23 protein-coding genes are annotated in these 25807 nt (G+C 63.3%); 11 read left to right on the top strand and 12 right to left on the bottom strand.

The features are described 5' to 3' along the window. Nucleotides 1-239 precede the first annotated feature (239 nt). The 8 genes from M5G17_RS11540 to M5G17_RS11505 form a co-directional block, all read right to left on the bottom strand. Nucleotides 240-1244, bottom strand: a complete 1005-nt coding sequence (locus M5G17_RS11540; protein ID WP_273893037.1) for a response regulator — start codon at nucleotides 1242-1244, stop codon at nucleotides 240-242. Between the two features lie 51 nt (nucleotides 1245-1295). Further along, nucleotides 1296-2309 carry a chemotaxis response regulator protein-glutamate methylesterase gene (gene cheB, locus M5G17_RS11535; protein ID WP_273893036.1) on the bottom strand — a complete coding sequence of 338 codons (1014 nt, stop codon included), beginning with the start codon at nucleotides 2307-2309 and terminating at the stop codon, nucleotides 1296-1298. Beyond that, complete coding sequence (locus tag M5G17_RS11530) at nucleotides 2306-4609, bottom strand: hybrid sensor histidine kinase/response regulator (RefSeq protein WP_273893035.1); 2304 nt, start codon at nucleotides 4607-4609, stop codon at nucleotides 2306-2308. The genes cheB and M5G17_RS11530 overlap by 4 nt, the downstream gene beginning before the upstream one ends. Continuing rightward, on the bottom strand, nucleotides 4606-5271 hold the full coding sequence (locus tag M5G17_RS11525) for a chemotaxis protein CheW (RefSeq protein WP_273893034.1): 666 nt from the start codon (nucleotides 5269-5271) through the stop codon (nucleotides 4606-4608). The genes M5G17_RS11530 and M5G17_RS11525 overlap by 4 nt, the downstream gene beginning before the upstream one ends. Next, complete coding sequence (locus M5G17_RS11520; RefSeq protein WP_273893033.1) at nucleotides 5268-6536, bottom strand: CheR family methyltransferase; 1269 nt, start codon at nucleotides 6534-6536, stop codon at nucleotides 5268-5270. Before M5G17_RS11520 ends, M5G17_RS11525 begins: the two co-directional genes overlap by 4 nt. Further along, nucleotides 6533-7063, bottom strand: coding sequence for a chemotaxis protein CheW (locus tag M5G17_RS11515; protein ID WP_273893032.1), 531 nt, complete (start codon nucleotides 7061-7063; stop codon nucleotides 6533-6535). Before M5G17_RS11515 ends, M5G17_RS11520 begins: the two co-directional genes overlap by 4 nt. Nucleotides 7064-7070: 7 nt before the next feature. Further along, nucleotides 7071-8693: a methyl-accepting chemotaxis protein gene (locus M5G17_RS11510; RefSeq protein WP_273893031.1), complete on the bottom strand. Its 1623-nt coding sequence runs from the start codon at nucleotides 8691-8693 to the stop codon at nucleotides 7071-7073. 130 nt (nucleotides 8694-8823) lie between these two features. Continuing rightward, nucleotides 8824-9543, bottom strand: a complete 720-nt coding sequence (locus M5G17_RS11505; protein ID WP_273893030.1) for a tellurite resistance TerB family protein — start codon at nucleotides 9541-9543, stop codon at nucleotides 8824-8826. 188 nt (nucleotides 9544-9731) lie between these two features. Here M5G17_RS11505 and ydcS point away from each other — a divergent pair, with 188 nt between their 5' ends. The 8 genes from ydcS (at nucleotide 9732) to M5G17_RS11465 (ending at nucleotide 17695) form a co-directional block, all read left to right on the top strand. Beyond that, nucleotides 9732-10883, top strand: a complete 1152-nt coding sequence (ydcS, locus tag M5G17_RS11500; RefSeq protein WP_273893029.1) for a putative ABC transporter substrate-binding protein YdcS — start codon at nucleotides 9732-9734, stop codon at nucleotides 10881-10883. A gap of 58 nt (nucleotides 10884-10941) precedes the next feature. After that, on the top strand, nucleotides 10942-11982 hold the full coding sequence (locus tag M5G17_RS11495; protein ID WP_273893027.1) for an ABC transporter ATP-binding protein: 1041 nt from the start codon (nucleotides 10942-10944) through the stop codon (nucleotides 11980-11982). 1 nt (nucleotide 11983) lies between these two features. Next, nucleotides 11984-12910, top strand: a complete 927-nt coding sequence (locus tag M5G17_RS11490; RefSeq protein WP_273893026.1) for an ABC transporter permease — start codon at nucleotides 11984-11986, stop codon at nucleotides 12908-12910. After that, nucleotides 12900-13706, top strand: a complete 807-nt coding sequence (locus M5G17_RS11485; RefSeq protein ID WP_273893025.1) for an ABC transporter permease — start codon at nucleotides 12900-12902, stop codon at nucleotides 13704-13706. The genes M5G17_RS11490 and M5G17_RS11485 overlap by 11 nt, the downstream gene beginning before the upstream one ends. A 19-nt stretch (nucleotides 13707-13725) precedes the next feature. Further along, nucleotides 13726-15150 (top strand): gamma-aminobutyraldehyde dehydrogenase, encoded by a 1425-nt coding sequence (locus M5G17_RS11480; RefSeq protein ID WP_273893024.1) that lies wholly within the window; start codon nucleotides 13726-13728, stop codon nucleotides 15148-15150. Nucleotides 15151-15163: 13 nt separating this feature from the next. Continuing rightward, the gene (locus tag M5G17_RS11475; RefSeq protein ID WP_273893023.1) at nucleotides 15164-17026 is read left to right on the top strand and encodes an NAD(P)-binding protein; all 1863 of its coding nucleotides are present in this window, start codon (nucleotides 15164-15166) and stop codon (nucleotides 17024-17026) included. An 85-nt stretch (nucleotides 17027-17111) separates the two neighbouring features. Then, nucleotides 17112-17366, top strand: a complete 255-nt coding sequence (locus M5G17_RS11470; RefSeq protein WP_010220218.1) for a type II toxin-antitoxin system HicA family toxin — start codon at nucleotides 17112-17114, stop codon at nucleotides 17364-17366. Then, nucleotides 17363-17695: a type II toxin-antitoxin system HicB family antitoxin gene (locus M5G17_RS11465; RefSeq protein WP_130263396.1), complete on the top strand. Its 333-nt coding sequence runs from the start codon at nucleotides 17363-17365 to the stop codon at nucleotides 17693-17695. Before M5G17_RS11470 ends, M5G17_RS11465 begins: the two co-directional genes overlap by 4 nt. A gap of 53 nt (nucleotides 17696-17748) precedes the next feature. Here M5G17_RS11465 and M5G17_RS11460 read toward each other — a convergent pair whose 3' ends face one another. The 3 genes from M5G17_RS11460 to M5G17_RS11450 form a co-directional block, all read right to left on the bottom strand. After that, nucleotides 17749-18855, bottom strand: coding sequence for an NADH:flavin oxidoreductase/NADH oxidase (locus M5G17_RS11460; protein WP_273893019.1), 1107 nt, complete (start codon nucleotides 18853-18855; stop codon nucleotides 17749-17751). A gap of 117 nt (nucleotides 18856-18972) precedes the next feature. Then, nucleotides 18973-20682 (bottom strand): single-stranded-DNA-specific exonuclease RecJ, encoded by a 1710-nt coding sequence (recJ, locus tag M5G17_RS11455; protein WP_273893018.1) that lies wholly within the window; start codon nucleotides 20680-20682, stop codon nucleotides 18973-18975. 57 nt (nucleotides 20683-20739) lie between these two features. After that, a complete protein-coding gene (locus M5G17_RS11450) occupies nucleotides 20740-21282 on the bottom strand; it encodes a YaeQ family protein (protein WP_273893017.1) in 543 nt (180 codons plus the stop codon). Between the two features lie 130 nt (nucleotides 21283-21412). Here M5G17_RS11450 and M5G17_RS11445 point away from each other — a divergent pair, with 130 nt between their 5' ends. The 3 genes from M5G17_RS11445 (at nucleotide 21413) to M5G17_RS11435 (ending at nucleotide 24547) form a co-directional block, all read left to right on the top strand. Continuing rightward, the gene (locus M5G17_RS11445) at nucleotides 21413-22612 is read left to right on the top strand and encodes a CaiB/BaiF CoA transferase family protein (protein WP_273893015.1); all 1200 of its coding nucleotides are present in this window, start codon (nucleotides 21413-21415) and stop codon (nucleotides 22610-22612) included. Between the two features lie 41 nt (nucleotides 22613-22653). Then, nucleotides 22654-23532 carry a TIGR02285 family protein gene (locus tag M5G17_RS11440; RefSeq protein ID WP_273893014.1) on the top strand — a complete coding sequence of 293 codons (879 nt, stop codon included), beginning with the start codon at nucleotides 22654-22656 and terminating at the stop codon, nucleotides 23530-23532. A 352-nt stretch (nucleotides 23533-23884) separates the two neighbouring features. Next, nucleotides 23885-24547: a response regulator gene (locus M5G17_RS11435; RefSeq protein ID WP_273893013.1), complete on the top strand. Its 663-nt coding sequence runs from the start codon at nucleotides 23885-23887 to the stop codon at nucleotides 24545-24547. A gap of 7 nt (nucleotides 24548-24554) precedes the next feature. Here M5G17_RS11435 and M5G17_RS11430 read toward each other — a convergent pair whose 3' ends face one another. Beyond that, nucleotides 24555-25775, bottom strand: coding sequence for an EAL domain-containing response regulator (locus M5G17_RS11430; RefSeq protein ID WP_273893012.1), 1221 nt, complete (start codon nucleotides 25773-25775; stop codon nucleotides 24555-24557). Nucleotides 25776-25807: the final 32 nt, after the last annotated feature.

Here is a 25807-nt window from a genome sequence, read left to right as displayed (position 1 = left end):
AAAGAGCAAAGCGACAGGTACATTGACACGCACCGTCCACCAAGAAAAAAGTGAGCCGCCGTAAGGGCGGAAGGGGCCGGCAGCCTCTCCACATCAACTGGTTAAGCACGCATATCTAGAGCCAATAGGCTGACTCGCTAGAGATGTGTAGATACCTATGCCGCGATGAGGCCAGCCCAGGCACCGCAACATATTGATCGCGGGACAAGTCGAGTCGCCGCACCGCCGCTCCTACAGCGTCAATCCACGCCGACTTGATTGCGGCCATTGTTCTTGGCCAGGTACAGGCCCTTGTCCGCTGCCGAAATCAGCTGCCGGCAATGGCTGCCGATGCTCGGGGTCAAGGTTGCCAGGCCGATGCTCACGGTCAGGACCGAATCGGGGTTGGGCGTGGTGTGGGCGATGTTCATTGCCGCCACCGTCTGGCGCAGTTTCTCGGCAATCAGGCGCGCCCCGCCTGGCGAGGTGTTGGGCAGTACCAAGGCAAATTCCTCGCCACCGTAACGGGCTGGCAAGTCGCTGGGGCGGGCGCAGGAGGCACGAATGGCTTCGGCGACCTTGCGCAGCGCCTCATCCCCGGCCAGGTGGCCGAAGGTGTCGTTGAATGACTTGAAGTAGTCGACATCGACCATCAACAGCGACAACTGCGCCTGCTCGCGCATGGCCCGGCGCCATTCCAGCTCAAGGTTTTCGTCGAAGTGGCGGCGATTGGAAAGCCCGGTGAGGCCGTCGGAGTTCATCAGCCGTTGCAGCACCAGATTGGTGTCGAGCAACTGCTGCTGACTGACGCGCAGGGCCCGGTAGGCCTCGTCCCGTTGCAGCAGGGTCAGGTAGGAGCGCGAGTGGTAGCGGATGCGCGCCACCAACTCGATGTTGTCCGGCAGTTTCACCAGGTAGTCGTTGGCACCGGCGGCAAAAGCCGCGCTCTTGACCAGCGGGTCTTCCTTGGTCGACAGGACGATGATCGGGATGTCCTGGGTGGCCGGATTGTTGCGGTACTCACGCACCAGGGTCAGGCCGTCCAGGCCGGGCATGATCAGGTCCTGGAGGATGACCGTGGGCTTGATTCTCACCGCCTGGGCGACCGCCTGGTGCGGGTCGGCACAGAAGTGGAAGTCGATGTTCTCTTCGTGAGCCAGGCCACGCCGCACCGCTTCGCCGATCATTGCCTGATCGTCGACCAAGAGGACCATCGCTGAATTTTCATTCATGGTCGGAAAACCGTCGAGCGGTAAATCATTCATGCGCTGTCACCTGGTCACTGCCGGCCAGCCGGCGTGGCTCAATACATATCGTCATTTTGGAAAAATTTCCATCAATCGCGAGGCGATTCGCTCCAATGGGCGAATTTCCACGGCGGCGTCTATCGCGGCGGCTGCCTTGGGCATGCCATACACCGCGCTGCTCTGCTGATCCTGGGCAATGGTCAAAAAGCCCTGTTGGCGCATCAGCTTCAGGCCTTGGGCGCCGTCGCGCCCCATGCCGGTGAGCAATACGCCGACCGCGTCGCCGCGCCAGTAGCGGGCCACGCTTTCAAAAAATACGTCGATGGAGGGCCGGTAGATTTCGTTTACCGGCTCTGCGGTATAGGCCAGGTTGCCGTTCTTGAGCAAGCGGATGTGGTGGTTGGTTCCGGCCAGCAGCACCTGCCCCGGTTGCGGCGGTTCGCCTTCGCAGGCCAGGCGCACCGACAGGCCCGAGGCGCTGCTGAGCCAATCGGCCATGCCGGCGGCGAACACCTGGTCAACGTGCTGGACCAGCACGATGGCCGCCGGAAAGCTGCGCGGCAAGCCCTTGAGCAGCACTTCAAGGGCCGCCGGGCCGCCCGCTGAGGAGCCGATGGCTACCAGGCCCTGGCGCTGCGCGGCCTCGCGCACCGACACGGTCATCGCCCGTGTCGAAGTGCTGCGCTGCTGGCCGATCAGCCAGCCGATATTGAGGATCTTGCGCAGCAGCGGCGCTGCTGCCTCACGCGGATCGCCAGCGCCCAGGGCCGGGGTGTCGACCACGTCGAGGGCGCCATGACCCATGGCCTCGAACACCCGGTGGACGTTCTGCTGACGGTCGACAGTGACGATAACGATGGCGCACGGCGTTTCGGCCATGATCCGCCGGGTAGCCTCGACGCCATCCATGACCGGCATGATCAGGTCCATGAGGATCAGGTCCGGCAGTTGCTCGGCACACTGCCTGACCGCCTCGGCGCCGTTACCGGCGACCCAGATCACCTGATGGGCTGATTCAAACGCCAGCGCGCGGCGCAAAGCTTCTACGGCCAGGGGCATGTCGTTGACGATGGCGATTTTCATCCCTGCGCTCCCCCGATCAGCTCGACGACGGCGTCGAGCAAGGCATCATCGTGAAAACTGGCCTTTGCCAAATAGTAGTCGGCCCCGGCGTCTAGTCCACGGCGACGATCTTCTTCGCGGTCTTTGTAGGAAACCACCATGACCGGCAGCGATTGCAGGCGGCTGTCACGGCGCAGCAAGGTGACCAACTCGATACCGTCCATGCGTGGCATGTCGATGTCGGTGATCAGCAGGTCGAAATCCTCGCTGCGCAAAGCGTTCCAGCCGTCCATGCCATCCACTGCGACAGCCACATCGTAGCCCTTGTTGCTCAGCAGCTTGCGCTCCAGCTCGCGCACGGTCAGCGAGTCATCGACCACCAGCACGCGCTTGCGTGCCGCCTCGCGCACGCTGCGCTGGCCACGCTCGATACGCTCAAGGCGACCGGTGCTGAGGAGCTTTTCCACCGAGCGTAGCAGGTCTTCGACGTCGATGATCAGCACCACTGCGCCGTCATCAAGCAGGGCCCCGGCGGAAATATCCTGGACCTTGCCCAGGCGTGCATCCAGCGGCATCACCACTAGCACCCGCTCGCCGATCAGGCGCTCGACCGCCACGCCATAGAGCATTTCACGCTCGCGAATCACCACCACCTTGATGCTCTGCCCATCCGCCTGGCTGGGTGGACGGTTGAGCAACTGGCTGGCCGAGACCAGGCCGATATGCCGGCCTTCGTGCCAGAAATGCTGGCGGCCTTCGATCTGCACGATCGCATCAGCCGGCAGTTCCATCGTGCGTTCGATATGCGCCAGCGGGAAGGCATAGGCCTCGGCGCCGACCTCGACCACCAGGCTGCGCACCACCGACAGGGTCAGCGGTACTTCCAGGTGAAAGCAACTGCCCTGGCCGCTGGTCTGGGTCAGCTCGATCGAGCCGCGCAACTGGCGAACCATATGCTGCACAGCATCCAGACCAACACCACGGCCGGACACCTCCGTCACCCGGTCACGCAGGCTGAAGCCGGGCAGGAACAGGAAGGTCAGCAGTTCGGCCTCGCTCATCTGCGCCACGGTCTGGGCGGGTGATAACTGGCGTTCGACGATGCTCTGACGCAAGTGCGCAAGGTCCACCCCGCCGCCATCGTCGCTGATCTCCAGCACCAGCAAGCCGGCCTGGTGCGAGGCGCGCAGGCGGATCTGCCCTTCCAGGGGCTTGCCAGCCACCAGGCGCCGTTCGGGCGACTCGATGCCATGATCGACGGCATTACGCAGCAGGTGGGTCAAGGGTGCTTCGAGCTTTTCCAGCACATCGCGGTCGACCTGGGTTTTCTCACCGTCGATATCCAGGCGCACCTGCTTGCCCAGCGAGCGCCCCAGATCGCGAACCATGCGGCTTTGCCCGGTCAGCACATCGGCAAACGGACGCATGCGGCAGGCCAGTGCGGTGTCGTAGAGCAACTGGGCGCGCTGGCTGGCCTGCCAACCGAACTCATCCAGATCCGAGGCCTGTTGCAGAAGAATTTGCTGGGTTTCGCCGAGCAAACGCTGGGCTTGGGCCAGAGCGTCCTGGACTTCCGGGCTCTGGCCGCTGCTTTCCAGTTGCTGCTTGAGACCATCCAGGGCACGGATGCTTTGCCCGTGCATGCGTTTAAGGCGCTGCAGGGTGGCCAGGTAAGGTTTTAGACGCTGAGTTTCGACCAGCGACTTGCTCGACAGGTCGAGCAGGCTGTTGAGCCGTTCAGCGGTGACCCGCAGCACCCGTTCGCCACCCTCACCTATGCGCTTGCCGGCACGCACCGGCGCCGCTTCGGCTTCAGCCTCGGTGTCCACACTGGGTGGCTCAACCGGTTGTGACTCTGGCCGTGATTCTGGCCGTGATTCTGGCTCTGGCAATGGCGCAGGCGGCGGTGTAACTGCGGGCGCAGGTTCCGCGCCCGGGTCGAGCAAAGCCGCCATCTGCACCAGAAAAGTCTGCACCGCCGCATCAATGCTGGCGTCTCCCGGGGTGGCGATGCGCATCAGCAGGTCAGTCCCCTGCAGCAGGGCATCGATATGCTCCGGGCGCAGCAACAGCCGACCTTCCTGGGCGCCGACCAGACAGTCTTCCATCACATGGGCGACGCTGACCCCGGCATCGACGCCGACGATCCGCGCCGCGCCCTTGAGCGAGTGCGCCGCCCGCATGCAGGCTTCAAGCTGATCGGCCTGGGTCGGATTGCGCTCCAATGCCAGCAGCCCGGCACTGAGCACCTGGGTCTGGGCTTCGGCCTCCAGGCTGAACAGCTCGAGCAACGAGGCATCGCGCATTTGCTCTGGGGTCATGACAGGCTCCGGTTCACGGCAGACAGCACTTGATCTTCATCCAGCACACGGACGCTACGCCCGCGCCACTGCAGCACTGCAGCGGTAAACCGGGCTTCGCCCTGTTCCGCCGTCAGACGGCCGGGGTCCAGGCCATGGATACCGTCAACCTCATCGACCTGAACCACCACCGAGCCACCTGCGGCGGCAATGATCAGCATACGCGGCATGACCCGCGCCGAGGTGGCGGCTGCCGCCTGGGATTCCAGGCCGAGCAGATCGCCCAGCGACAGGCACGGCACCAGCGCGCCACGGACATTGGCCACGCCATGCAGCACCCGCGAACGCTGGTGCGGCAGGGAGTGTACCTGCTGCAGCGGCGCGACCTCGACCAGGCAGCGGGTGGCCAAGGCCAGCCACTCCTCGCCCAGGCGAAACAGCAGCAACGAGCGGCCACTGCTGGCTTGCTCAGGCGCCTCGCTCTGTTCGTGGGCCCCCTGGGACAGCGAATAACGGTCCAGCAGACGCGTCGCCGCTGCCGCATAGACCTCGCAGTTGCGGCAATGAATATGTTCGTCGAGCAACGGGCAGCTTTTGTCGCCGTGTACGCCGATACGGTTCCAGCAGTCGTCGATGCTGGCGGCATCACTGGCGACCAGCTGCACGTCGTTGTCACCCATCATTGTTCAGACTCCCGGTCGGCGCGCCGTGCGGCCCGCTCCTGCAGGCGTCGGGCGCCTGCGACATCACCTTGAGAAGCCAGCAGCGCGGCCAGGTGCACCAACGCCTCCGAGTGCTGGGGGTCGAGGTACAGCGCCTTGCGGTAGTGGCTCAGGGCGTCAGCGCCGTCGCCGGCGGTGTCGCTGAGCAAACCCAGCCAGTAAAACACCTGGGCATTGGGCGGGTACTGCTGCAAAAAACGGGCGCAGGCCGCCTGGGCCTCTGCGCTGCTACCGGCATTGGCCAGGCGGGCGATCTGCGCCAGTAATTCGCCTGCCGACTCCTGGGCAACGGGCCTGGCCGGCGGCGGGGCAATCGGCTTGATCTTGCGCACACTCACCGGCGCCGGGCGCGGCACGCTGGCGGTGCTCACCGGCACCGTCAAAGGCAGAGGAATGGCCAGCGGCTTGCTCGGCGGCGCCAGCTCAGTCTCGGTTTGGCGCACGTAGGCGAAAGACTGGGCAATGCCCACCGGGCGCATGCCCATTCGCGCCAGCAGGCTGCCCTCGGCCGGGCCGATAAACAGCACGCCCTGCTCATGGATCAGGCTCTTGAGCACCTCGAACACCCGCTGCTGGGTAGGGACGTCAAAGTAGATGAGCAGATTGCGGCAGAAGACGAAGTCATAGCTGCCCTCCCGAGATTTCAAGGCCGGGTCCAGCACATTGCCGACCTGCAACTTGACCTGCTGGCGGACCCGCTCGTCCAGGCTTTGGCCTTCGCCAGTGTCGCTGAAGTGCCGCTCGCGAAACTCCAGGTGCGAACCGCGGAACGAGTTGCGTCCATACAGCGCCTGTTCGGCGCGGCTTATGGAGTTGGGGCTGATGTCCATGGCGTCGACACGAAAGCTCTGCGCCGCCAGGCCGCCGTCGAGCAGGGCCATGGCGATCGAATACGGCTCTTCGCCGGTGGAGCACGGCAGGCTGAGGATGCGCAGCGCACGCATGCCGGCAAGCTCGGCCAGGCGCTTGCGCGCTAGAGTCAGCAGGGCGTTGAAGGATTCCGGATAGCGGAAAAACCAGGTTTCCGGGACGATCACCGCTTCGATCAGCGCCTGTTGTTCCTGGCTCGACTGCTGCAGCCTCAGCCAGTAGTCATCGAGGTCACGGGCCTCGACAAGCGCGCAGCGCTGACGCAATGCGCGTTCAACCATGGGGGCACCAACCGAGGCGACGTCCAGGCCGATGCGATCTTGCAAAAAGCGAAAAAACCGCTGTTCGCCACTCATGCTTGCCCCTCGCTGCTGGCCACGTTCTCAGCCGGGAACAACAGCTGACGCACCTCGGCGCTGAGCAGGTCCTGCACACCAATGCGCTGCAGCAGGCCGTGGGCATCCTCGCGCACCGGCCCCAGGTAAGGCGCCTGCTGGTTGTCCAGGCCATAGGGCTGGAACTGGGCAGGATCACAGCGCAGGGTATCGGTGGCTTGTTCGAGAATCAGCCCCAGCAGCAAATCCGGGCGCAACGGATCGACGCGGTAATGCACCAGCACTAGCCGCGTACTGGTGCGCACCGGCGCCGGCAGACCGAAGCTCAGGGCGCCGACATCGATGACCGGCACCAGCGCACCACGATGGGCAAGCACCCCGGCAACCCAATCCGGAGCCTGGGCGATCGGCTTGAGGGGCAGGCGCGGCAGCACTTCGGCCACTTCATGGGCATCCAGGGCAAAGCGCTGGTCCTTGATGCGAAACACCAGGTACAGCGTCCCGTGGGCGGTCGTGTCCAGTTTGCGGCGAAGCTGAAGTTCGTTCATCAGCAGGTCAGACTTTGAACCGCGACACGCCGCCACGCAGGCCGGTGGCCACCTGGCTCAGCTCGTCGATGGCAAAGCTGGCCTGGCGCAACGACTCCACCGTCTGGCTGCTGGCGTCGCCCAACTGCGCCAGGGCGTGGTTGATCTGCTCGGCGCCGGTGGCCTGGGCCTGCATGCCTTCGTTGACCATCAGCACCCGTGGCGCCAGGGCCTGGACCTGATGAATGATCTGGGTGAGCTGCTCGCCGACCTGCTGCACTTCGAACATGCCGCGGCGCACTTCCTCGGAGAACTTGTCCATGCCCATGACCCCGGCGGACACCGCCGACTGGATCTCGCGGACCATCTGCTCGATGTCGTAGGTGGCCACGGCAGTCTGGTCGGCCAGGCGCCGCACTTCGGTGGCGACCACGGCGAAACCGCGACCGTACTCACCGGCCTTTTCCGCCTCGATGGCAGCGTTGAGCGAGAGCAGGTTGGTCTGGTCGGCGACCTTGACGATGGTTACCACCACCTGGTTGATGTTGCCGGCCTTCTCGTTGAGGATCGCCAGTTTGTTGTTGACCAGGTCAGCCGCGCCCATGACCTGGTGCATGGTCTCTTCCATGCGCGCCAGACCTTGCTGGCCGGAGCCTGCGAGGATCGAGGCCTGGTCGGCGGCGGACGTCACCTCGGTCATGGTTCGCACCAGGTCGCGCGAGGTGGCGGCGATTTCCCGCGAGGTGGCACCGATTTCGGTGGTGGTGGCGGCCGTTTCGGTGGCGGTCGCCTGCTGCTGCTTGGACGTGGCGGCGATCTCGGTCACCGAGGTGGTGACCTGCACCGACGAGCGCTGGGCCTGGGACACCAGGTTGGTCAGTTCGCCCATCATCGCGTTGAAGCCGGTTTCCACTGCGCCGAACTCGTCCTTGCGGTCCAGGTTCAGGCGCACGCTGAGGTCACCGCCGCTGAGTTTGTCCAGGGCGTGGACGATCCGCTGCATCGGTGCGGAGATCGCACGCATCAGCACCAGGCCGCAAATGGTCGCAGCCACAATGGCCAGCAACAACGAGACGATCATGCTGAACTTGGCCGTGGCCACGGCGCTGACGATGGAATCGGTGGCGTTCTCGGCGGAATGGCGATTGCGCTCGATCACCCCGTTCAGGTGTTTGCGGCCTTCGACCCAGGCCGGGGTCAGTACCTCGGCGAGCAGACGCTGGGCCTCGGCATAATCCTGCTTGCGGTAGGCCTGCAGCACAGTTTCGACAGCCTTGAGGTAGGCCACCTCGAGCTGGCCGAACTGGTCAAAACTGGTCTGGTCGTCCTTTTCACGGATGGTCGACTGATAGCTGGCCATGTGCTGTTTGAGCCGCTCTTCAAAGCCCTTGTACAGCTCCATGTCAGCCGAGGTGATCTCGCGATGGTTGCTCAGCCCCACTAACTGCTGGGTCAGCACATAGCTGTCGACCCAGGCGCTACGGATCATGGAGCTGTAGTAGACCCCGGGGATGCTGTCGGTTCGCACCGCTTCCTCGCCGGACTCTATGGCCACCAGTCGCGAATAGGCGGCGACCACCATCAGCGACATGATGGCGATGATCACGGCGAAGCTCGCCAGGATCCGTTGGCGCAAGGTCCAGTTTTTCACAGTCAGCCCTCAAATATTCTACGCGAGCAGGAAAAATGGGCAGAGTATAGCCCAGCGACTGCGCGCATTTGCGGCTGACTTAACGGATGGATCGGGCCAAACGGGCTAGATACTGGCCATTAGCCCGATTTCATTGACCGGCAGCAAGTTTTACCTGATTTTCCAGCTCGATCTTGAGTGCCGGATCGAGCTTGAGCTGGCGCGCCAGTTCATCCAGGTAAGCGCGCTCCATGAAGTGTTCCTCATCCACCAGCATGACGCTGGCGATGTACATCTCGGCGGCCATTTCCGGGGTGCTGGCGGCGCGAGCGACATCGGCCGGGTCCAGCGGTTTGTTCAGCTCGGCGTGCAGCCAGTGCTGCAGTTCCTGGTCGTTGGACAGTTTGACGAACTCGCCTTCGATCAGCGCCCGCTCGCGCTCATCGACATGGCCATCGGATTTGGCTGCAGCCACCAACGCCTTGAGGATCGCCTGGCTGTGCTGCTCGGCCTGGGCCGGCGGCAGGCGGTCGAGGGTTTGCGGCTCGCCTTGGGCCGTTGCGCCCTGCTTGGCCTGCCAGTTGCCATAGGCCTTGTAGGCGATCACCCCAAGGGCCGCCAGGCCACCGTAGGTCAGGGCCTTGCCGCCATACTTGCGGGCCTTCTTGCTACCCAGCAGCAAACCCATCGCACCTGCCGCCAGGGCGCCGCCGCCAGCACCGGAGAGCAGGCTGCCAAGGCCACCGCCGCCCTTGCCGCCGAGCAAGTCGCCAATACCGCCGGTTTTGCCGGTGGAACCTTTGCCGGCCTGGTTCTGCAGCAGGTCCTGGCCGGATTTGAGCAGTTGATCGAGCAAGCCACGGGTGTTCATAGGGCATCTCCAAGAGGAGGAAAGAAACCCCAAGAGTACTGCCGCTGGCTGAAGCGAAGCTGAATGCATTTGCTTCCAGATGTTGCCCAAGACCGGGCTACGCTGGACCCAGGCAACAGCAACTACGCTTAAACCAGCTATACCTGCACTTTCACTGCCCCGCGATAATTCCAACAAGAGGGAACACCATGTTCGTGCACAAGACCGCCACGCTCTGCGCCCTGAGCACCGCCCTGCTGGCCAGCGCCAGCCTGCAGGCCGCCGAACCCTTGAAAGCCGTGGGCGCCGGCGAAGGCCAACTGGATATCGTCGCCTGGCCGGGTTACATCGAGCGCGGTGAAAGCGACAAAGCCTACGACTGGGTGACCGGCTTCGAGAAGGACACCGGTTGCAAGGTCAGCGTCAAGACCGCCGCCACCTCCGACGAGATGGTCAGCCTGATGACCAAGGGTGGCTACGACCTGGTCACCGCCTCCGGTGACGCATCGTTGCGTCTGATCGCCGGCAAGCGCGTGCAGCCGATCAACACCGCGCTGATCCCCAACTGGAAGAACCTCGACCCACGGCTCAAGGACGGTGCCTGGTACGTGGTCAACCAGCAGGTGTACGGCACGCCCTACCAGTGGGGCCCGAACGTGCTGCTGTACAACACCAACGTATTCAAGCAGGCGCCGACCAGTTGGGGCGTGGTCTTCGAGCCGCAGAACCTGCCGGACGGCAAACCGAACAAGGGCCGGGTCCAGGCCTACGACGGGCCGATCTACATCGCCGATGCCGCGCTGTACCTGAAATCGGCCAAGCCCGAACTCGGCATCCAGAACCCCTATGAACTGAACGAGACCCAGTACAAAGCGGTGCTCGACCTGCTGCGCCAGCAACAACCGCTTATCCACCGTTATTGGCACGACGCCACGGTGCAGATGAGTGACGTCAAGAACGAAGGCGTGGTCGCCTCCAGCTCCTGGGGCTACATGGTCAACGGCTTGCAAGCCGACAAGCAACCCGTGGCCTCGACCATTCCCAAGGAAGGCGCCACTGGTTGGGCCGACACCACTATGCTGCACAGCGAAGCCAAGCACCCCAACTGCGCCTACAAGTGGATGGACTGGTCGCTGCAACCCAAGGTCCAGGGAGACGTAGCGGCCTGGTTTGGCTCGTTGCCAGCAGTTCCAGCAGCGTGCAGCGGCAGCGAACTGCTCGGTGCCGAAGGCTGCAAGACCAATGGGTTCGACCAGTTCGACAAGATTGCCTTCTGGAAAACGCCGCAAGCTGAAGGGGGCAAGTTCGTGCCCTATAGCCGCTGGACCCAGGACTATATTGCGATCATGGGGGGCCGTTAGGGGGCTATCGCGGGGCAAGCCCGCTCCCACTGGCTCTTTCCTGCTGGAGCTTTGCACCATGACCCTTGCAGTGCAGTTCACCAATGTCTCGCGCGCCTTCGGCGAGGTCAGGGCCGTTGACCAGGTGTCGATCGACATCCACGACGGTGAGTTTTTCTCGATGCTCGGCCCCTCAGGGTCGGGCAAGACCACCTGCCTGCGCCTGATAGCCGGCTTCGAGCAACCCAGTGCCGGTTCGATCCGTATTCATGGTGAAGAAGCGGCGGGTTTGCCGCCCTACCAGCGTGACGTCAATACGGTGTTTCAGGACTATGCCCTGTTCCCGCACATGAACGTGCGTGACAACGTCGCCTATGGCCTGAAGGTCAAGGGCGTGGCCAAGGCCGAACGTCACGCCCGCGCCGAAGAGGCCCTGGCCATGGTTGCTCTGGGCGGTTATGGCCAGCGCAAGCCGGCCCAGCTCTCGGGCGGCCAGCGCCAACGCGTGGCCCTGGCCCGGGCGCTGGTCAACCGCCCGCGGGTGTTGCTGCTCGACGAACCGCTGGGGGCACTGGACCTGAAGCTGCGTGAGCAGATGCAGGGCGAACTGAAAAAACTGCAACGCCAATTAGGCATCACCTTCATCTTCGTCACCCACGACCAGACCGAAGCGCTGTCGATGTCAGACCGCGTCGCTGTGTTCAATCGCGGTCGTATCGAACAGGTCGATACCCCGCGCAACCTCTACATGAAACCTGCGACCACCTTTGTTGCCGAGTTCGTCGGCACCTCCAACGTGCTGCGCGGCGCACTGGCGCAACAGCTCAATGGCAGCCAGCAGCCGTTCTCGATCCGCCCGGAACACATCCGCCTGGGTGACCAGCCGGCAGCCAGTAACGAAATCCAGGTCAGCGGCCGACTCCACGATATCCAGTACCAGGGCAGCGCCACCCGCTACGAGCTGCAGCTGGACAACGGCCAGTTGCTGAGCATCAGCCAGGCCAATAACCAATGGCAGGAGCACGCCGCGCCCTGGCAGCCTGGCCAACGCCTGCAGGCGCGCTGGGCTCGCGAGGCGATGACGGCGTTGCAGGAAACCTTGCCTGGCGAGGGCCGCTGACATGAGCCAGGTCACGCCGACAGCCACGCGACGCCTGTCCAACCTGCTCTACCGGCGGCCCAACCTGTACCTGGCGCTGCTGCTGGTACCACCGCTGATCTGGTTCGGCGCAATCTACCTTGGCTCGCTGCTGAGCCTGCTGTGGCAGGGTTTCTACACCTTCGACGACTTCACCATGGCGGTAACCCCGCAACTGACCCTGGGCAACTTCACAGCGCTGTTCAACCCATCGAACTTCGACATCATCCTGCGCACCCTGACCATGGCCATCGCCGTATCAATCGCCAGTGCCGCCCTGGCCTTCCCGATTGCCTATTACATGGCCCGCTACACCAGCGGCAAGACCAAGGCGTTCTTCTATATCGCGGTGATGATGCCGATGTGGGCCAGCTACATCGTCAAGGCCTACGCCTGGACCTTGCTGTTGGCTAAGGGCGGCGTGGCCCAGTGGTTCGTCCAGCAGTTGAACCTTGCACCTGTGCTGCAGTTCATTCTCGAGATTCCCGGGGTGGGTGGCAGCACCCTGTCGACCTCGCACCTGGGGCGCTTTCTGGTGTTCGTCTATATCTGGTTGCCGTTCATGATCCTGCCCATCCAGGCCTCACTGGAGCGCCTGCCGCCGTCGCTGCTGCAAGCCTCGGCGGACCTTGGCGCCAGGCCGCGGCAGACGCTCACCCAGGTGATCCTGCCGTTGTCGGTACCGGGTATTGCCGCAGGCTCCATCTTCACCTTTTCACTGACCCTGGGCGACTTCATCGTCCCGCAACTGGTTGGCCCGCCCGGCTACTTCATCGGCAGCATGGTCTACGCCCAGCAGGGCGCCATCGGCAACATGCCCATGGCTGCCGCGTTCACCCTGGTACCGATTGTGCTGATCGCCGTCTACCTGTCGATCGTTAAACGCCTGGGGGCCTTCGATGCACTCTGAGCGCGCCTCCATCAGCCTGCGCCTGGCGGCCTGGGGCGGGCTGGTGTTCCTGCACTTCCCGATCCTGATCATCTTCCTCTATGCCTTCAACACCGAGGACGCGGCCTTCAGTTTTCCGCCCCGAGGCTTCACCCTGAAGTGGTTCAGCGTGGCGTTCTCGCGCCCGGATGTGCTGGAGTCGATCAAGCTGTCGCTGCAGGTCGCCTGCCTGGCCACACTGATCGCCCTGGTGCTTGGCACCCTGGCTTCGGCGGCGCTGTACCGGCGCAGTTTTTTTGGCAAAGAGAGTATTTCGCTGATGCTGATCCTGCCCATTGCCCTACCCGGGATCATCACCGGCATCGCCCTGCTGTCGGCGTTCAAGACCTTGGGCATAGAGCCGGGAATCTTCACCATCGTCGTCGGTCACGCCACCTTCTGCGTGGTGATCGTCTACAACAACGTCATCGCCCGCCTGCGGCGTACCTCGCAGAGCCTGATCGAAGCCTCGATGGACCTGGGTGCCGACGGCTGGCAGACCTTCCGCTACATCGTGCTGCCCAACCTGGGCTCGGCATTGCTGGCCGGCGGCATGCTGGCTTTTGCACTGTCGTTCGATGAAATCATCGTCACCACCTTCACCGCCGGCCACGAACGCACCTTGCCGATCTGGCTGCTCAATCAGTTGAGCCGGCCGCGCGATGTGCCAGTCACCAACGTGGTGGCCATGTTGGTGATGCTGGTGACCATGCTGCCGATCCTTTGCGCCTATTACCTGACCCGCGGCGGCGAAAGCGTAGCCGGCAGCGGCAAATAACTCCTGGAGGACTTGAACCATGCACACCCGACTGTTGATCAACGGCCAACTGGTTGAAGGCGAAGGCGCAGGCTACGCGGTACTCAACCCGGCACTGGGCACGGTGCTGGTGGAGGTCAATGAGGCCAGCGAGGCCCAGGTCGATGCCGCCGTGCGCGCCGCCGACCGCGCCTTCGACAGCTGGTCGCAGAGCACGCCCAAAGAGCGCTCGCTGTTGCTGCTCAAGCTTGCCGACGCTATTGAGGCCCACGGTGAAGCGCTGGCCCGGCTGGAGTCGGACAACTGCGGCAAGCCCTATACCGCCGCACTCAACGACGAGATCCCGGCCATCGCCGACGTGTTCCGCTTTTTTGCGGGCGCTACCCGTTGCCTTGGCGGCTCGGCGGCGGGCGAGTACCTGGCGGGGCATACGTCGATGATCCGCCGCGACCCGCTGGGTGTGGTCGCCTCCATCGCACCCTGGAACTACCCGCTGATGATGGTGGCCTGGAAGATCGCCCCGGCGTTGGCTGCCGGCAATACCGTGGTGCTCAAGCCGTCCGAGCAGACGCCGCTGACGGCCTTGCGCCTGGCCGAACTTGCCAGCCAGATACTCCCCGCCGGCGTGCTGAACATCCTCTTCGGCCGTGGCCCGAGTGTCGGCACGCCGCTGGTGACCCACCCCAAAGTGCGCATGGTGTCGCTGACAGGTTCCATCCCCACGGGCGCCAACATCATCGCCAGCACCGCCAACAGCGTGAAGCGCATGCACATGGAGCTGGGTGGCAAGGCACCGGTGATTATCTTCGATGATGCCGATATCGACGCCGCAGTCGACGGTATCCGCACCTTCGGTTTCTACAACGCCGGCCAGGACTGCACGGCGGCTTGCCGGATCTATGCCCAGAGTGGCATCTACGAGCAGTTCGTCGACAAGCTCGGCAAGGCCGTGGCCAGCATCAAGTGGGGTTTGCAGAACGACCCGGACACCGAACTCGGCCCGCTGATCACCGCCCAGCATCGCGACCGGGTGGCGGCCATGGTCGAACGGGCGATTGCTCTGCCGCATATCCGCCTGGTGACCGGTGGCAAGGCGGTGGCCGGTGATGGCTTCTTTTTTGAACCCACAGTGCTGGCCGATGCCCAGCAGGATGACGAGATCGTCCGCCGTGAAGTGTTCGGGCCGGTAGTCTCGGTGACCCGTTTCGACGATGAAGAGCAGGCCCTGGCCTGGGCCAACGATTCGGACTACGGCCTGGCGTCGTCGCTGTGGACCGCTGACGTCGGCCGTGCCCACCGGGTCTCGGCGCGCTTGCAGTACGGCTGTACCTGGGTCAATACGCACTTTATGCTGGTCAGCGAAATGCCCCATGGCGGTCAGAAATTGTCCGGTTATGGCAAGGATATGTCCATGTACGGGCTGGAGGACTACACCTGCACCCGGCATGTGATGTTCAAACACTAAGGTAAGGACACCCATGGAAATCACCCGACGCGACTTCATCAACGGAGTCGCCATCGGCGTTGCAGCGGGCCTGACCCCGTTGCAACTGCTTCAGGCGGCGCCCAGCGCTCGCTACTACCCACCGGCCCTGACCGGTTTGCGCGGCAGCCATGTCGGCGCGTTCGAAGTCGCCCACCAGATGGGCTGGGAGAAGAAAACCTTCATCACCGACGCCCTGCCGATCAGCGAAGCGTATGACCTGGTGGTGGTTGGCGGCGGCATCAGTGGCCTCTCGGCAGCCTTCTTCTACCGTGAAAAGCATCCCGCAGCGAAGATCCTGATCCTCGAAAACCACGACGACTTCGGCGGCCACGCCAAGCGCAACGAGTTCAGCGCAGGCGGCAGGATGATCCTCGGTTATGGCGGCAGCGAAGCCTTCCAGTCGCCCAATCACCTGTACAGCAAAGAGGTCAACGGCCTGCTGAAAAAGCTCGGGGTGGATATCAAGCGCTTCGAAACCGCTTTCGATCGCAGCTTCTATCCGGACCTGGGCCTGTCGCGCGCGGTGTTCTTCGACAAGCAAACCTTCGGCGAAGACAAACTGGTCAGCGGTGACCCGACGCCGATGGTCGCCGATGACATCGCCCCCGAGCAGCTCAACGCCCGGCCTGTTCGCGAGTTCATCAACGACTTCCCGTTACCAGAACAAGACCGCAAGGCCTTGATCGAGCTGCACGAGGCGCCCAGAGATTACCTGGCCGGCAAGTCGCTCGAGGACAAGACCACCTACCTGGAAAAAACCAGCTACCGCGACTTCCTGCTCAAGGACGTAGGCCTGTCGCCAACAGCGGTGAAGTACTTCCAGGGCCGTACCAATGATTTCATGGCCCTGAGCATCGATACCGTGGCCGCCGCCGATGCCTATTACGTCGGCTTTCCCGGCTTTGCCGCGATGAACCTGGAACCGGTCAGCGAGGAAGCCAAGGCGGAGATGGAGGAGCCCTACATCTACCACTTCCCCGACGGTAATGCATCGGTAGCTCGCTTGCTGGTACGCAGCCTCATACCAAAGGTGGCGCCAGGCAAGAACATGGAAGATATCGTGCTCGCCAACTTCGACTACAGCCAACTCGACCGCCCCGGGCAGCCGGTTCGCCTGCGCCTGAACAGCACGGCCGTCAGCGTGCGCAACGTCGACGGTGCGGTCCATGTCGGCGTAAGCCGCAACGGGCAACTGGCCCAGGTGCGCGGCAAGCACTGCATTCTGGCGTGCTACAACATGATGATCCCCTATCTGTTGCGCGACCTGTCGGCTGAACAGGCCCATGCCCTGAGCCAGAACGTCAAGTTCCCGTTGGTGTACACCAAGGTCATCGTGCGCAACTGGCAGGCGTTCCAGAAACTTGGCGTGCATGAAATCTACGCCGCGACCCTGCCCTACAGCCGGATCAAGCTCGACTACCCGGTGAGCCTGGGTGGCTACGAGCACCCGCGTGACCCGGCGCAGCCCATCGGCCTGCACATGGTCTACGTACCGACCAGCCCCGACAGCGGCATGAACAGCCGCGACCAGGCCCGCGCCGGGCGCGGACGGCTGTACGGTACGTCGTTCGAAATGCTGGAAAGCCAGTTGCGCGACCAGTTGCAACGCATGCTTGGCCCAGGCGGCTTTGACCACAACAAGGACATCCTGGCGATCACCGTCAACCGCTGGCCCCACGGTTATGCCTGCTTTAGCAACACCCTCTACGACGATCCCGAGCAAACCGAACAGTGGATAGCCCTGGCGCGCAAGCCGGTCGGCAAGGTCAGCATCGCCAACTCCGATGCAGCCTGGAGCGCCTATGCCCATGCGGCGATTGATGAGGCGTGGCGGGCGGTGGGGGAGTTGGGCTGAATCCAGGAGACCTCCTTCATCCACTAAGGCCTCGTCCTACGGGCATCCCATTGCTGCATAGCTGGCGGTATCATAGTCTGATACCATGAATAATCATCAGCGCAGTACGCTGAAGTCGATCTTCAGCAAACCGTTACCCAACAATCTGGAATGGGCTCGCATCGAATCATTACTGGTCGGTGCGGGGGCCCGGGTAATCGAAGGCAGAGGCTCGCGTGTGCGCTTCGAACTCAACGGGGTGATCGCGACGTTCCATCGCCCTCACCCGGATAAAGATGCCAAGCCCTATCAGATCCGCGATGCGCGGTTATTTCTGGAACAGGCAGGAGTGACCCCATGAATGTCATGAACTACAAAGGCTATGCCGCCCGTATCGAGTACAGCGATGAAGACCAATTGCTGATCGGCCATGTCGCTGGCATACGCGATGTGATCGGTTTTCACGGGCAATCGGTTGCACAATTGCGCAACGCTTTCGAAGAAGCCGTGGATGACTACCTCCAGACCTGTGCGCGCCTGGGCCGTGAACCGCAGAAAGCCTACTCCGGGAAACTGAGCTTGCGCCTGGAGCCGACGCTGCACGCCAGTGTCGCGCAAAAGGCTGAACTGGCTGACAAGAGCATCAACCAGTGGGTCAGCGATGTATTGAGCCAGGCGGCGCATGCCTGAGGGCCTCATCGCGGGGCAAGTCGGGTCGCCGCATCGCCGCTCCCACAGCTGACTCAATCGCGCAAATCGGACTCGTGTATCGGCTGTTCGCGGCTGGTTGCGCGCTGGTACTGCGCCGGCCACACCGCTTTGTTGCCACCCAGGTCATCGTCGGCGTGCAGCGGCCAGTAAGGGTCGCGCAGCAACTCGCGGGCGAGGAAAATGATATCGGCCTGGGCTGTGCGCAAGATGGTTTCAGCCTGCATAGGGTCGGTAATCATGCCAACCGTCCCGGTAGCGATCCCCGCCTCCTCGCGCACCTTGGCCGCAAACTGGGTCTGATAGCCCGGCCCGGTGGGAATCTCGGCTTTCATCGAGGTGCCGCCGGACGACACATCGATCAAATCCACGCCCAACGCTCTCAAGCGCTTGGCCAACTCCACGGTTTCACCCGGGTTCCAGCCATCCTCCACCCAATCGGTGGCCGATAGCCGGACGAACACCGGCAACTCTTGCGGCCAGACCTTGCGCACCGCTTCGCTCACTTGCAGGGTCAGACGGATGCGGTTTTCGAAGCAACTGCCGTACTGGTCGCGCCGCTGATTGCTCAGGGGCGAAAGGAACTGGTGCAACAGATAGCCATGCGCAGCATGCACTTCGACCACCTTGAAGCCTGCCTGCAGGGCACGCCGGGCGGCCTCGGCAAAGGCCTGGATGATCTCGTCGATCTGCTCTTGGGTCAGTTCGGTGGGTGCGGTGTGCTCCGGGTCGAAGGCAATTTTCGAAGGCCCCACCGGCACCCAGCCGCCGTCGCCCACCTTGACACTGCCATGCTTGCCCAGCCAGGGCCGATGGGTGCTGGCCTTGCGTCCGGCATGGGCCAGCTGGATGCCAGGCACTGCGCCCTGGGCGGTGAGGAAACGGGTAATGCGTTGCAGCCCCGGGATCTGCCCGTCGTCCCACAAACCCAGATCCTGCGCGGTAATACGCCCGTTGGCGGTTACCGCCGTGGCTTCGGTGAAGATCAGGCCGGCGCCGCCCACGGCGCGGCTGCCCAGGTGCACCAGGTGCCAGTCGTTGGCCAGGCCGTCGACACTGGAATACTGGCACATGGGCGACACGGCGATGCGGTTGGGCAAGGTCAAATGGCGCAGGGTGTACGGCGCAAGCAGCAGGCTCATGGGGCACCTCTCAAATCAAGTGGTAAGGCTCCAGGTGGTTGACCGGCCGACTACAGAATCTTCCCCGCAGGTTCTTCGACCCATCATTCGAAGCCTAGACCACTTTGCCCCGTCAGTTCAGCGCGGCTCGATATGCGCGATCATCAGTTGCACGCTTTCCTGGCCACGGAACTCGTTGACGTCGAGCTTGTAGGCCAGCTCCACCCAGCGCACCGTCGGGTTAGGCCAGACTTCGCGGTCGATGCCAAAAGCGATGCCGTCGAGCTTGAGCGATCCGCACTCGCTCTTGAGCACCACCTTCAGGTGCCGCTCACCCACCACCCGCTGCTCGACCAGCTGGAACACGCCGTGGAACAGCGGCTCGGGAAAGTGCTGGCCCCAAGGCCCGGCATGACGCAAGGCACGGGCCAGCTCCAGGTGGAACTCCTCGACCGCCAGGGTACCGTCGGACAGCAGGCGCCCGGTGAGGTCTTCTTCGCGCAGCTGGCGGCGGGTTTCTTCGTCGAAGGCCTGGGCAAACGCCGGGAAGTTGTCAGCCGGCAGTGACAGGCCGGCGGCCATGGCATGCCCACCGAACTTGCTGATCAGCTGTGGATGACGCGCCGCCACGGCGTCCAGTGCATCGCGGATATGGAAGCCTGGCACCGAACGTGCCGAGCCCTTGAGCATGCCCTCGCCCGCATCGGCAAAGGCAATGGTCGGGCGGTGGTAACGCTCTTTGAGGCGCGAAGCAAGAATGCCGATCACCCCCTGGTGCCAGTCGGGCTCGAACAGGCACAGGCCGAACGGCATCGATTCCAGTGGCAGGTCTTTGAGCTGGGCCAGGGCTTCGCGCTGCATGCCCTGCTCGATAGACTTGCGGTCCTGGTTCAGTTCGTCGAGCTGGCCGGCCATTTCCCGCGCCAGATTGGCATCGTCACTGAGTAGGCACTCGATACCCAGGCTCATGTCGTCCAGGCGGCCGGCGGCGTTGAGCCGTGGGCCGAGAATAAAGCCAAGATCGGTGGAGGTGATGCGCGTGTGATCACGGCGGGCCACCTCCAGAATCGCCTTGAGCCCCGGTCGCGCGCGCCCGGCACGGATTCGCTCCAGCCCCTGATGGACCAGGATGCGATTGTTGGCATCCAGCGGCACCACGTCGGCAACGCTGCCCAGGGCCACCAGATCAAGCAGTTCACCGATGTTCGGTTGCGCCGCGTTGGCGTAATGACCCAGGCTGCGCAAGCGCGCACGCAAGGCCATCAGCACGTAGAAGATCACCCCGACGCCAGCCAGCGCCTTGCTCGGGAACTCGCAGCCCGGCTGGTTGGGGTTGACGATGGCATCGGCTGCCGGCAGTTCATGGCCGGGCAAGTGGTGGTCGGTAACCAGTACTTTAAGGCCTGCCGCCTTGGCCGCGGCCACCCCTTCGACGCTGGAGATGCCGTTGTCGACGGTGATCAGCAACTGCGGCTGGCGCTGCAGGGCCACCTCGACGATCTCCGGGGTCAACCCGTAGCCGTACTCGAAGCGGTTGGGCACCAGATAGTCGACATGGGCGGCGCCGAGCAGACGCAGGCCTAGCACGCCGACGGTGCTGGCCGTGGCACCGTCAGCATCAAAGTCGCCAACGATAAGGATGCGCTGGCGTTCTGCCAGCGCCGTTACCAGCAGGTCGACCGCCGCCTCAATGCCCTTGAGCTGCTGGTAAGGCAGCAGGCGCGCCAGGCTTTTATCCAGCTCGGCTGCCGATTGCACGCCACGGGCGGCATACAGGCGGGTCAGCAGCGGTGGCAGGTCGCCAAGAAATGGCAGCGTGGACGGCAACGGGCGGGGATCGATACGCATGGGGCGATTGAGGCTTCTCGTGAATCAGGAAAAGGTGATGACGGTGCTGCCGCGGCTTCAGCCGCGCTCGCCCATCAGCCATTGAAGCTGGACTTCGTGCTGGCCGCGATCATCGGTAACGAACACTGTGCCTTCGCTGATCATCACATCCCACTTGATCGCCCGCGGCATGTCCTTGGCCAGGGTTTCCAGAACATCCTGGGGCACTGCGGCGATATTCAGGTTTTTCAGGTTCTTGACCGCAGGCACCACCTTGGTTTCCCACACGCGCAGGCTGCCATAGGCCAGCAGGCTGGTGCGCTCGGTGCGGCGCGAGCACCAGGTCAGGCGATCGGCATCCGGCTGGCCGACTTCGATCCAGTGCAGGATGCGATCGTCCAGGCTCTTTTCCCACACCGCTGCTTCGTCCACATCCGACAGGCCGCGGCCAAAAGCCAGCTGCTCGTTGTACCACAGGGCGTAGGCCAGCAGGCGCACGGCCATACGCTCTTCGGTTTCCGACGGGTGACGGGCGATGGTCTGCTTGACGCTTTCGTACACGCCACGGTCGAGGTCGGTGAGGTTCAGTTCAAACTTGTAGGTGGTGGACGGCTGGGCCATGGACGGGCTTCTTGCGACAAGGAAAGTCGCCCAGTCTAACCGATCCGTATGTTCCTTGCGCCGCAGCAGTATCTGGGCGGCCTCAGCTATGATAAAAACGGGGGCCCTGACCCGCTGCCACGGATGCCTCATGCCTACGCCCAGCAAACCGCTCGCCGGCCTCAAAGTCATCGAACTCGGCACCTTGATCGCCGGCCCGTTCGCTTCGCGGATCTGCGCAGAATTCGGCGCGCAAGTGATCAAGGTCGAGTCACCCGATGGCGGTGATCCGTTACGCAAGTGGCGCAAGCTGTATGAAGGCACCTCGCTGTGGTGGTTCGTCCAGGCCCGCAACAAGCAGTCGCTGACCCTCAACCTCAAGCATGCCCAAGGGCTGGAAATTCTCAAGAAGCTGCTCACTGAGGCGGACATCCTGATCGAGAACTTCCGCCCCGGGGTGCTGGAGAAACTCGGCCTGGGCTGGGACGTGCTGCACACCCTCAACCCAAAACTTGTGATGGTACGCCTGTCCGGCTTCGGCCAGACCGGCCCGATGAAGGACCAGCCCGGCTTCGGCGCCGTCGGCGAGTCGATGGGCGGGCTGCGCTACATCACCGGGTTCGAGGATCGTCCTCCGGTACGCACCGGCATTTCCATCGGCGACTCGATTGCAGCCTTGTGGGGCGTCATCGGTGCGCTGATGGCCTTGCGTCATCGCGAGGTCAATGGTGGCCAGGGCCAGGTGGTGGATGTGGCCCTGTATGAAGCGATCTTCGCCATGATGGAAAGCATGGTGCCGGAGTTCGATGTGTTCGGTTTTATCCGCGAGCGCACCGGCAACATCATGCCCGGCATCACCCCCTCTTCCATTCATACCAGCGCCGATGGCAAGCACGTGCAAATCGGCGCCAACGGCGATGCGATCTTCAAGCGCTTTATGCAGGCGATCGGTCGCGACGATCTGGCCTACGATCCGACGCTTGCCAGCAATGACGGTCGCGACCTGCGCCGCGACGAACTGTACGGGGTGATCGACCGCTGGGCGCGGACACTGCCGCTGGATACGCTGATGCAGGTGCTCAATGACGCCCAGGTGCCAGCCAGCCGCATCTACAGCGCCGAAGACATGTTCAGCGACCCGCAGTTTCTTGCCCGCGAGATGTTCCTGCAAGGCACACTGCCGGACGGCAAACCGTTCAAGATGCCCGGTATCGTCCCCAAGTTGTCGGACACCCCTGGCTCCAGCGAATGGGTCGGACCTGAGCTGGGCGCCCACACCGATCAACTGCTGGCGCAGCTTGGCTACGACGCTGCGGCCATTGCCGACCTGCGGGCGCAAGGTGCGGTCTGAACACATCGCTTGATTCGCGTAACAAGGGTGGAGACCTGGACATGAGCTATGGCTGGATGCGTCGTGGGTTGCCGTTGTTGCTTAGCTTGTTGCTGAGCCTTGGTCTGCCCGCGCCGGCATCGGCCAAGGAGCGTCTGTTCTGGTTGCTGCGCGATTTGCCGCCCCTGACCATTTTTGAAGGTACGGGCAAAGGCCAGGGAGTGATTGACCAGTTGCTGCCGCTGCTGATCGACCAGATGCCCGAGTACGATCACAGTATCCTCAGGGTCAACCGTGCCCGGGGCATCCAGATGCTCCAGGGCTCTGGGTTCACCTGTGACCCTACCCTGCTGTGGACACCCGAGCGGGCACGCTATGTGCACTTCTCGATACCCAGCCTGGGCATTCTCAGCAGTGGCCTGGTGATCCGGCGCAAAGACCAGCGCCTGCTCCAACCCTATCTGCAAGGCAATCAGGTCGACCTGCGCGCCCTGCTCGGCAACACCCCGCTCAAGCTTGGTGTCGTCGCCCAGCGCAGCTATAGCCCCGCCGTGGATGAACTGCTCAAGACCCTGCCCGACAGCACCCTCAGCCGCCACTACGGCAACGACGCGGTGACCAGCCTGTTGCAGATGCAGCAACATGACCGCCTGCAACTGGTGCTCGGTTACTGGCCCGAAGTGCGCTACCTGCTGCAGCAGCAAGGCTGGCCCACCGATGACTATGCCTTCTACCCGATCCAGGGGGTCGAGCAGTACCAGTTGCTGCGTGTCGGCTGCTCCAACACGCCCTTGGGACGCGAGGCCATCAGTCATATCAACAAGCTCTTGCTGCCGCTGCGCAACGACACCTTGCCGGACTTGTACGCCCAGTGGCTGGCCCCGCAAATGCGTGAGCAGTACATGCACGACAGCCTGCGCCTGTTTGGCGAACAACACTGACCCGGAGCCCGCACAAACCCCGGGCAAAAAGAAACCCCGAACGGTGGGGAGGCCGCCTGGGGCTAAACACAAGCCCATCGGGGCTCGGCACGACAGCTTCACGACATCGGAGCAAAATCCCGATCCGCTGTCCTTGTAAGGTCTGATTGCCCTCGCCGGCAAAGGTTCCATCCTGCCACGGCAGACATCGATCGGCCTTGCCGCAGATCGAAGTCACACCCCGTGCTCAGGCTTACCAGCGTGGCCTGGTAGAGCGCCAATGCTTCACCGAGCAACAATCTGATACATTCCATCCCACTCATTGTTTACCTACCTGCCCAGAAGGGGTCTATCGACGGCTCGGAGCCTGCCTGTGATCAATCCCGCCCCAGGTGAACTGCGGATCATCCTTGCCGATGACCACCCGATTTTTCGCATCGGCTTGCGCGCCGTACTTGAACAGATTCCGGCGCTGCGAGTGATCGCCGAGGCCGGCAGTCCGCTTGAGCTCACCACCTGCCTGCAGACCCTGGAATGCGACGTTCTGGTGACCGACTTCATGATGCCGGTCGAGGAGCAGAACGATGGCCTGAAGCTGCTCGAGCAACTGCGCCGGCATTACCCGCAGCTACCCATCCTAGTGGTCACCATGCTCAACAATGCCGGATTGTTCCGGGCCATGCTGGCCTTGGGCATCAATGGCCTGCTGAGCAAGGCCAGCCTGGCCGACGAACTGCCCCAGGCAATCGCGCGCCTGCGCCGCGGCAAGACCTTTCTCGCCGAGTCGGTGCAGCAATTATTGTTGCAAGATGGCGCGGTACGCGAGGACCTGGTTCGTCACCAGGCGGTGTTGTCACCGCGGGAACTGGAAGTTGCACGTCTGCTGGCCGTCGGCCATACCGTCGGGCAGATTGCCGCTCTGCTCAGCCGCAGCAAGCAGACCGTGAGCAGCCAGAAGGTCAATGCCATGCGCAAGCTTGGCCTGGCCAACGATGCGGCGCTGTATCTCTATCTGCAGGAGCATGGCCTGAGTTGAGGCCGGTTCAGGCTCTGCGCCGAAGGCCGGCTTCGCCTGGCTCACGCGCCAGTATCCATTGGCAAAGGGCGTCACCAGGCATCGGCCTGGCAATGAAGTAGCCCTGCATGACCGGGTTGCCCAGGGCCTTGATCGCCATCAGGTCATCCACCGTCTCGACCCCTTCGACCACCACCTTCAGTTCCATGCGCCGGGCCATGATCAGGGCACCCGCCACCACCGCCGCCTTGCGACCGTCCTCGGCCATGCCGCGGACGAATTCGCTGGGTAACTTGAGCTCGCTGAATGGTAGCTCCAGCAGGCGCTGCAGATTGGAGACGCCCATGCCGAAGTCGTCGATGGACAATTGGCAGCCGAGGATACGCAGGTGCAGCAAGCCCTCGAGCTGGCGGCTGTCGAGCTGGCAGCCATCAGTCTCGATGACTTCCAGGGTCAGGGCACTGGCCGGCACAGCGTGACGCTTGAGCAGGGCAACCACCTGCTCGGCGAAATCGACCTGAACCAGCATCTGCGGGGCGATGTTCACCGCCACCGGCAAGGCATGCCCACTCCCCAACCTGACCTGGGCACTGAAGGCCAGGGCTTGGTCGAGCACATGCCAGCTGAGCATCTCCAGCAGGCCAGCGCCCTCGACCAGCGGGAAGAACTGCCCCGGGCTGAGCAGGCCAAGGCGCGGGTGCTGCCAGCGCACCAGTGCTTCGACCCCGGCCAGGCTACCGTCGAAAGTCACTTTGGGCTGATAGTGCACCACCCATTGCGCCTTGCTTTGCGCCACCTCGGCGCCGGACAGGGCCAGCAGTTCGGTATGCCCGGGCGGCGCAAGCGATTGCGCGCAGTCGTCCGGTTCATCCAGGTAGCGGCGTAGCAACTTGTGCAACGACACGCTGCAGGCTGGCTTCTGCATGCAGCCGAGCACGCGCAACCCCAACTGCCGGGCCAGGTCGCCGACGCCATCGAGTACCGCGCGCTCGGCGCCACTGAGGATGATCAGGGCCGCCGCCAGGCCGCTGTCGGCCAGGTGGCGAATCAGTTCCAGGCCATCCTGGCCATCCAGGTGCAGGTCGCAGATGGCAATATCGACCCGGCCACGACGCGACAAGGTTTGCCGCGCACCTTCGACCGACTCTGCAGCGAGCACATCGAAGACGCCATTGGCGTTGAGCATCTGATGCAACGCCATCAGTTGGAATGGATGATCCTCAAGAATCAGAACCTTCAGTGAGTGCATGATTTTTCCCCGCAGTAGCCGAACCGTACGCC

This window comes from Pseudomonas rubra (assembly GCF_028656935.1).
Classification (GTDB): domain Bacteria; phylum Pseudomonadota; class Gammaproteobacteria; order Pseudomonadales; family Pseudomonadaceae; genus Aquipseudomonas; species Aquipseudomonas rubra.
Note: the sequence above shows the minus strand (reverse complement) of the source record. Positions and strands in the feature narration are given on the sequence as shown.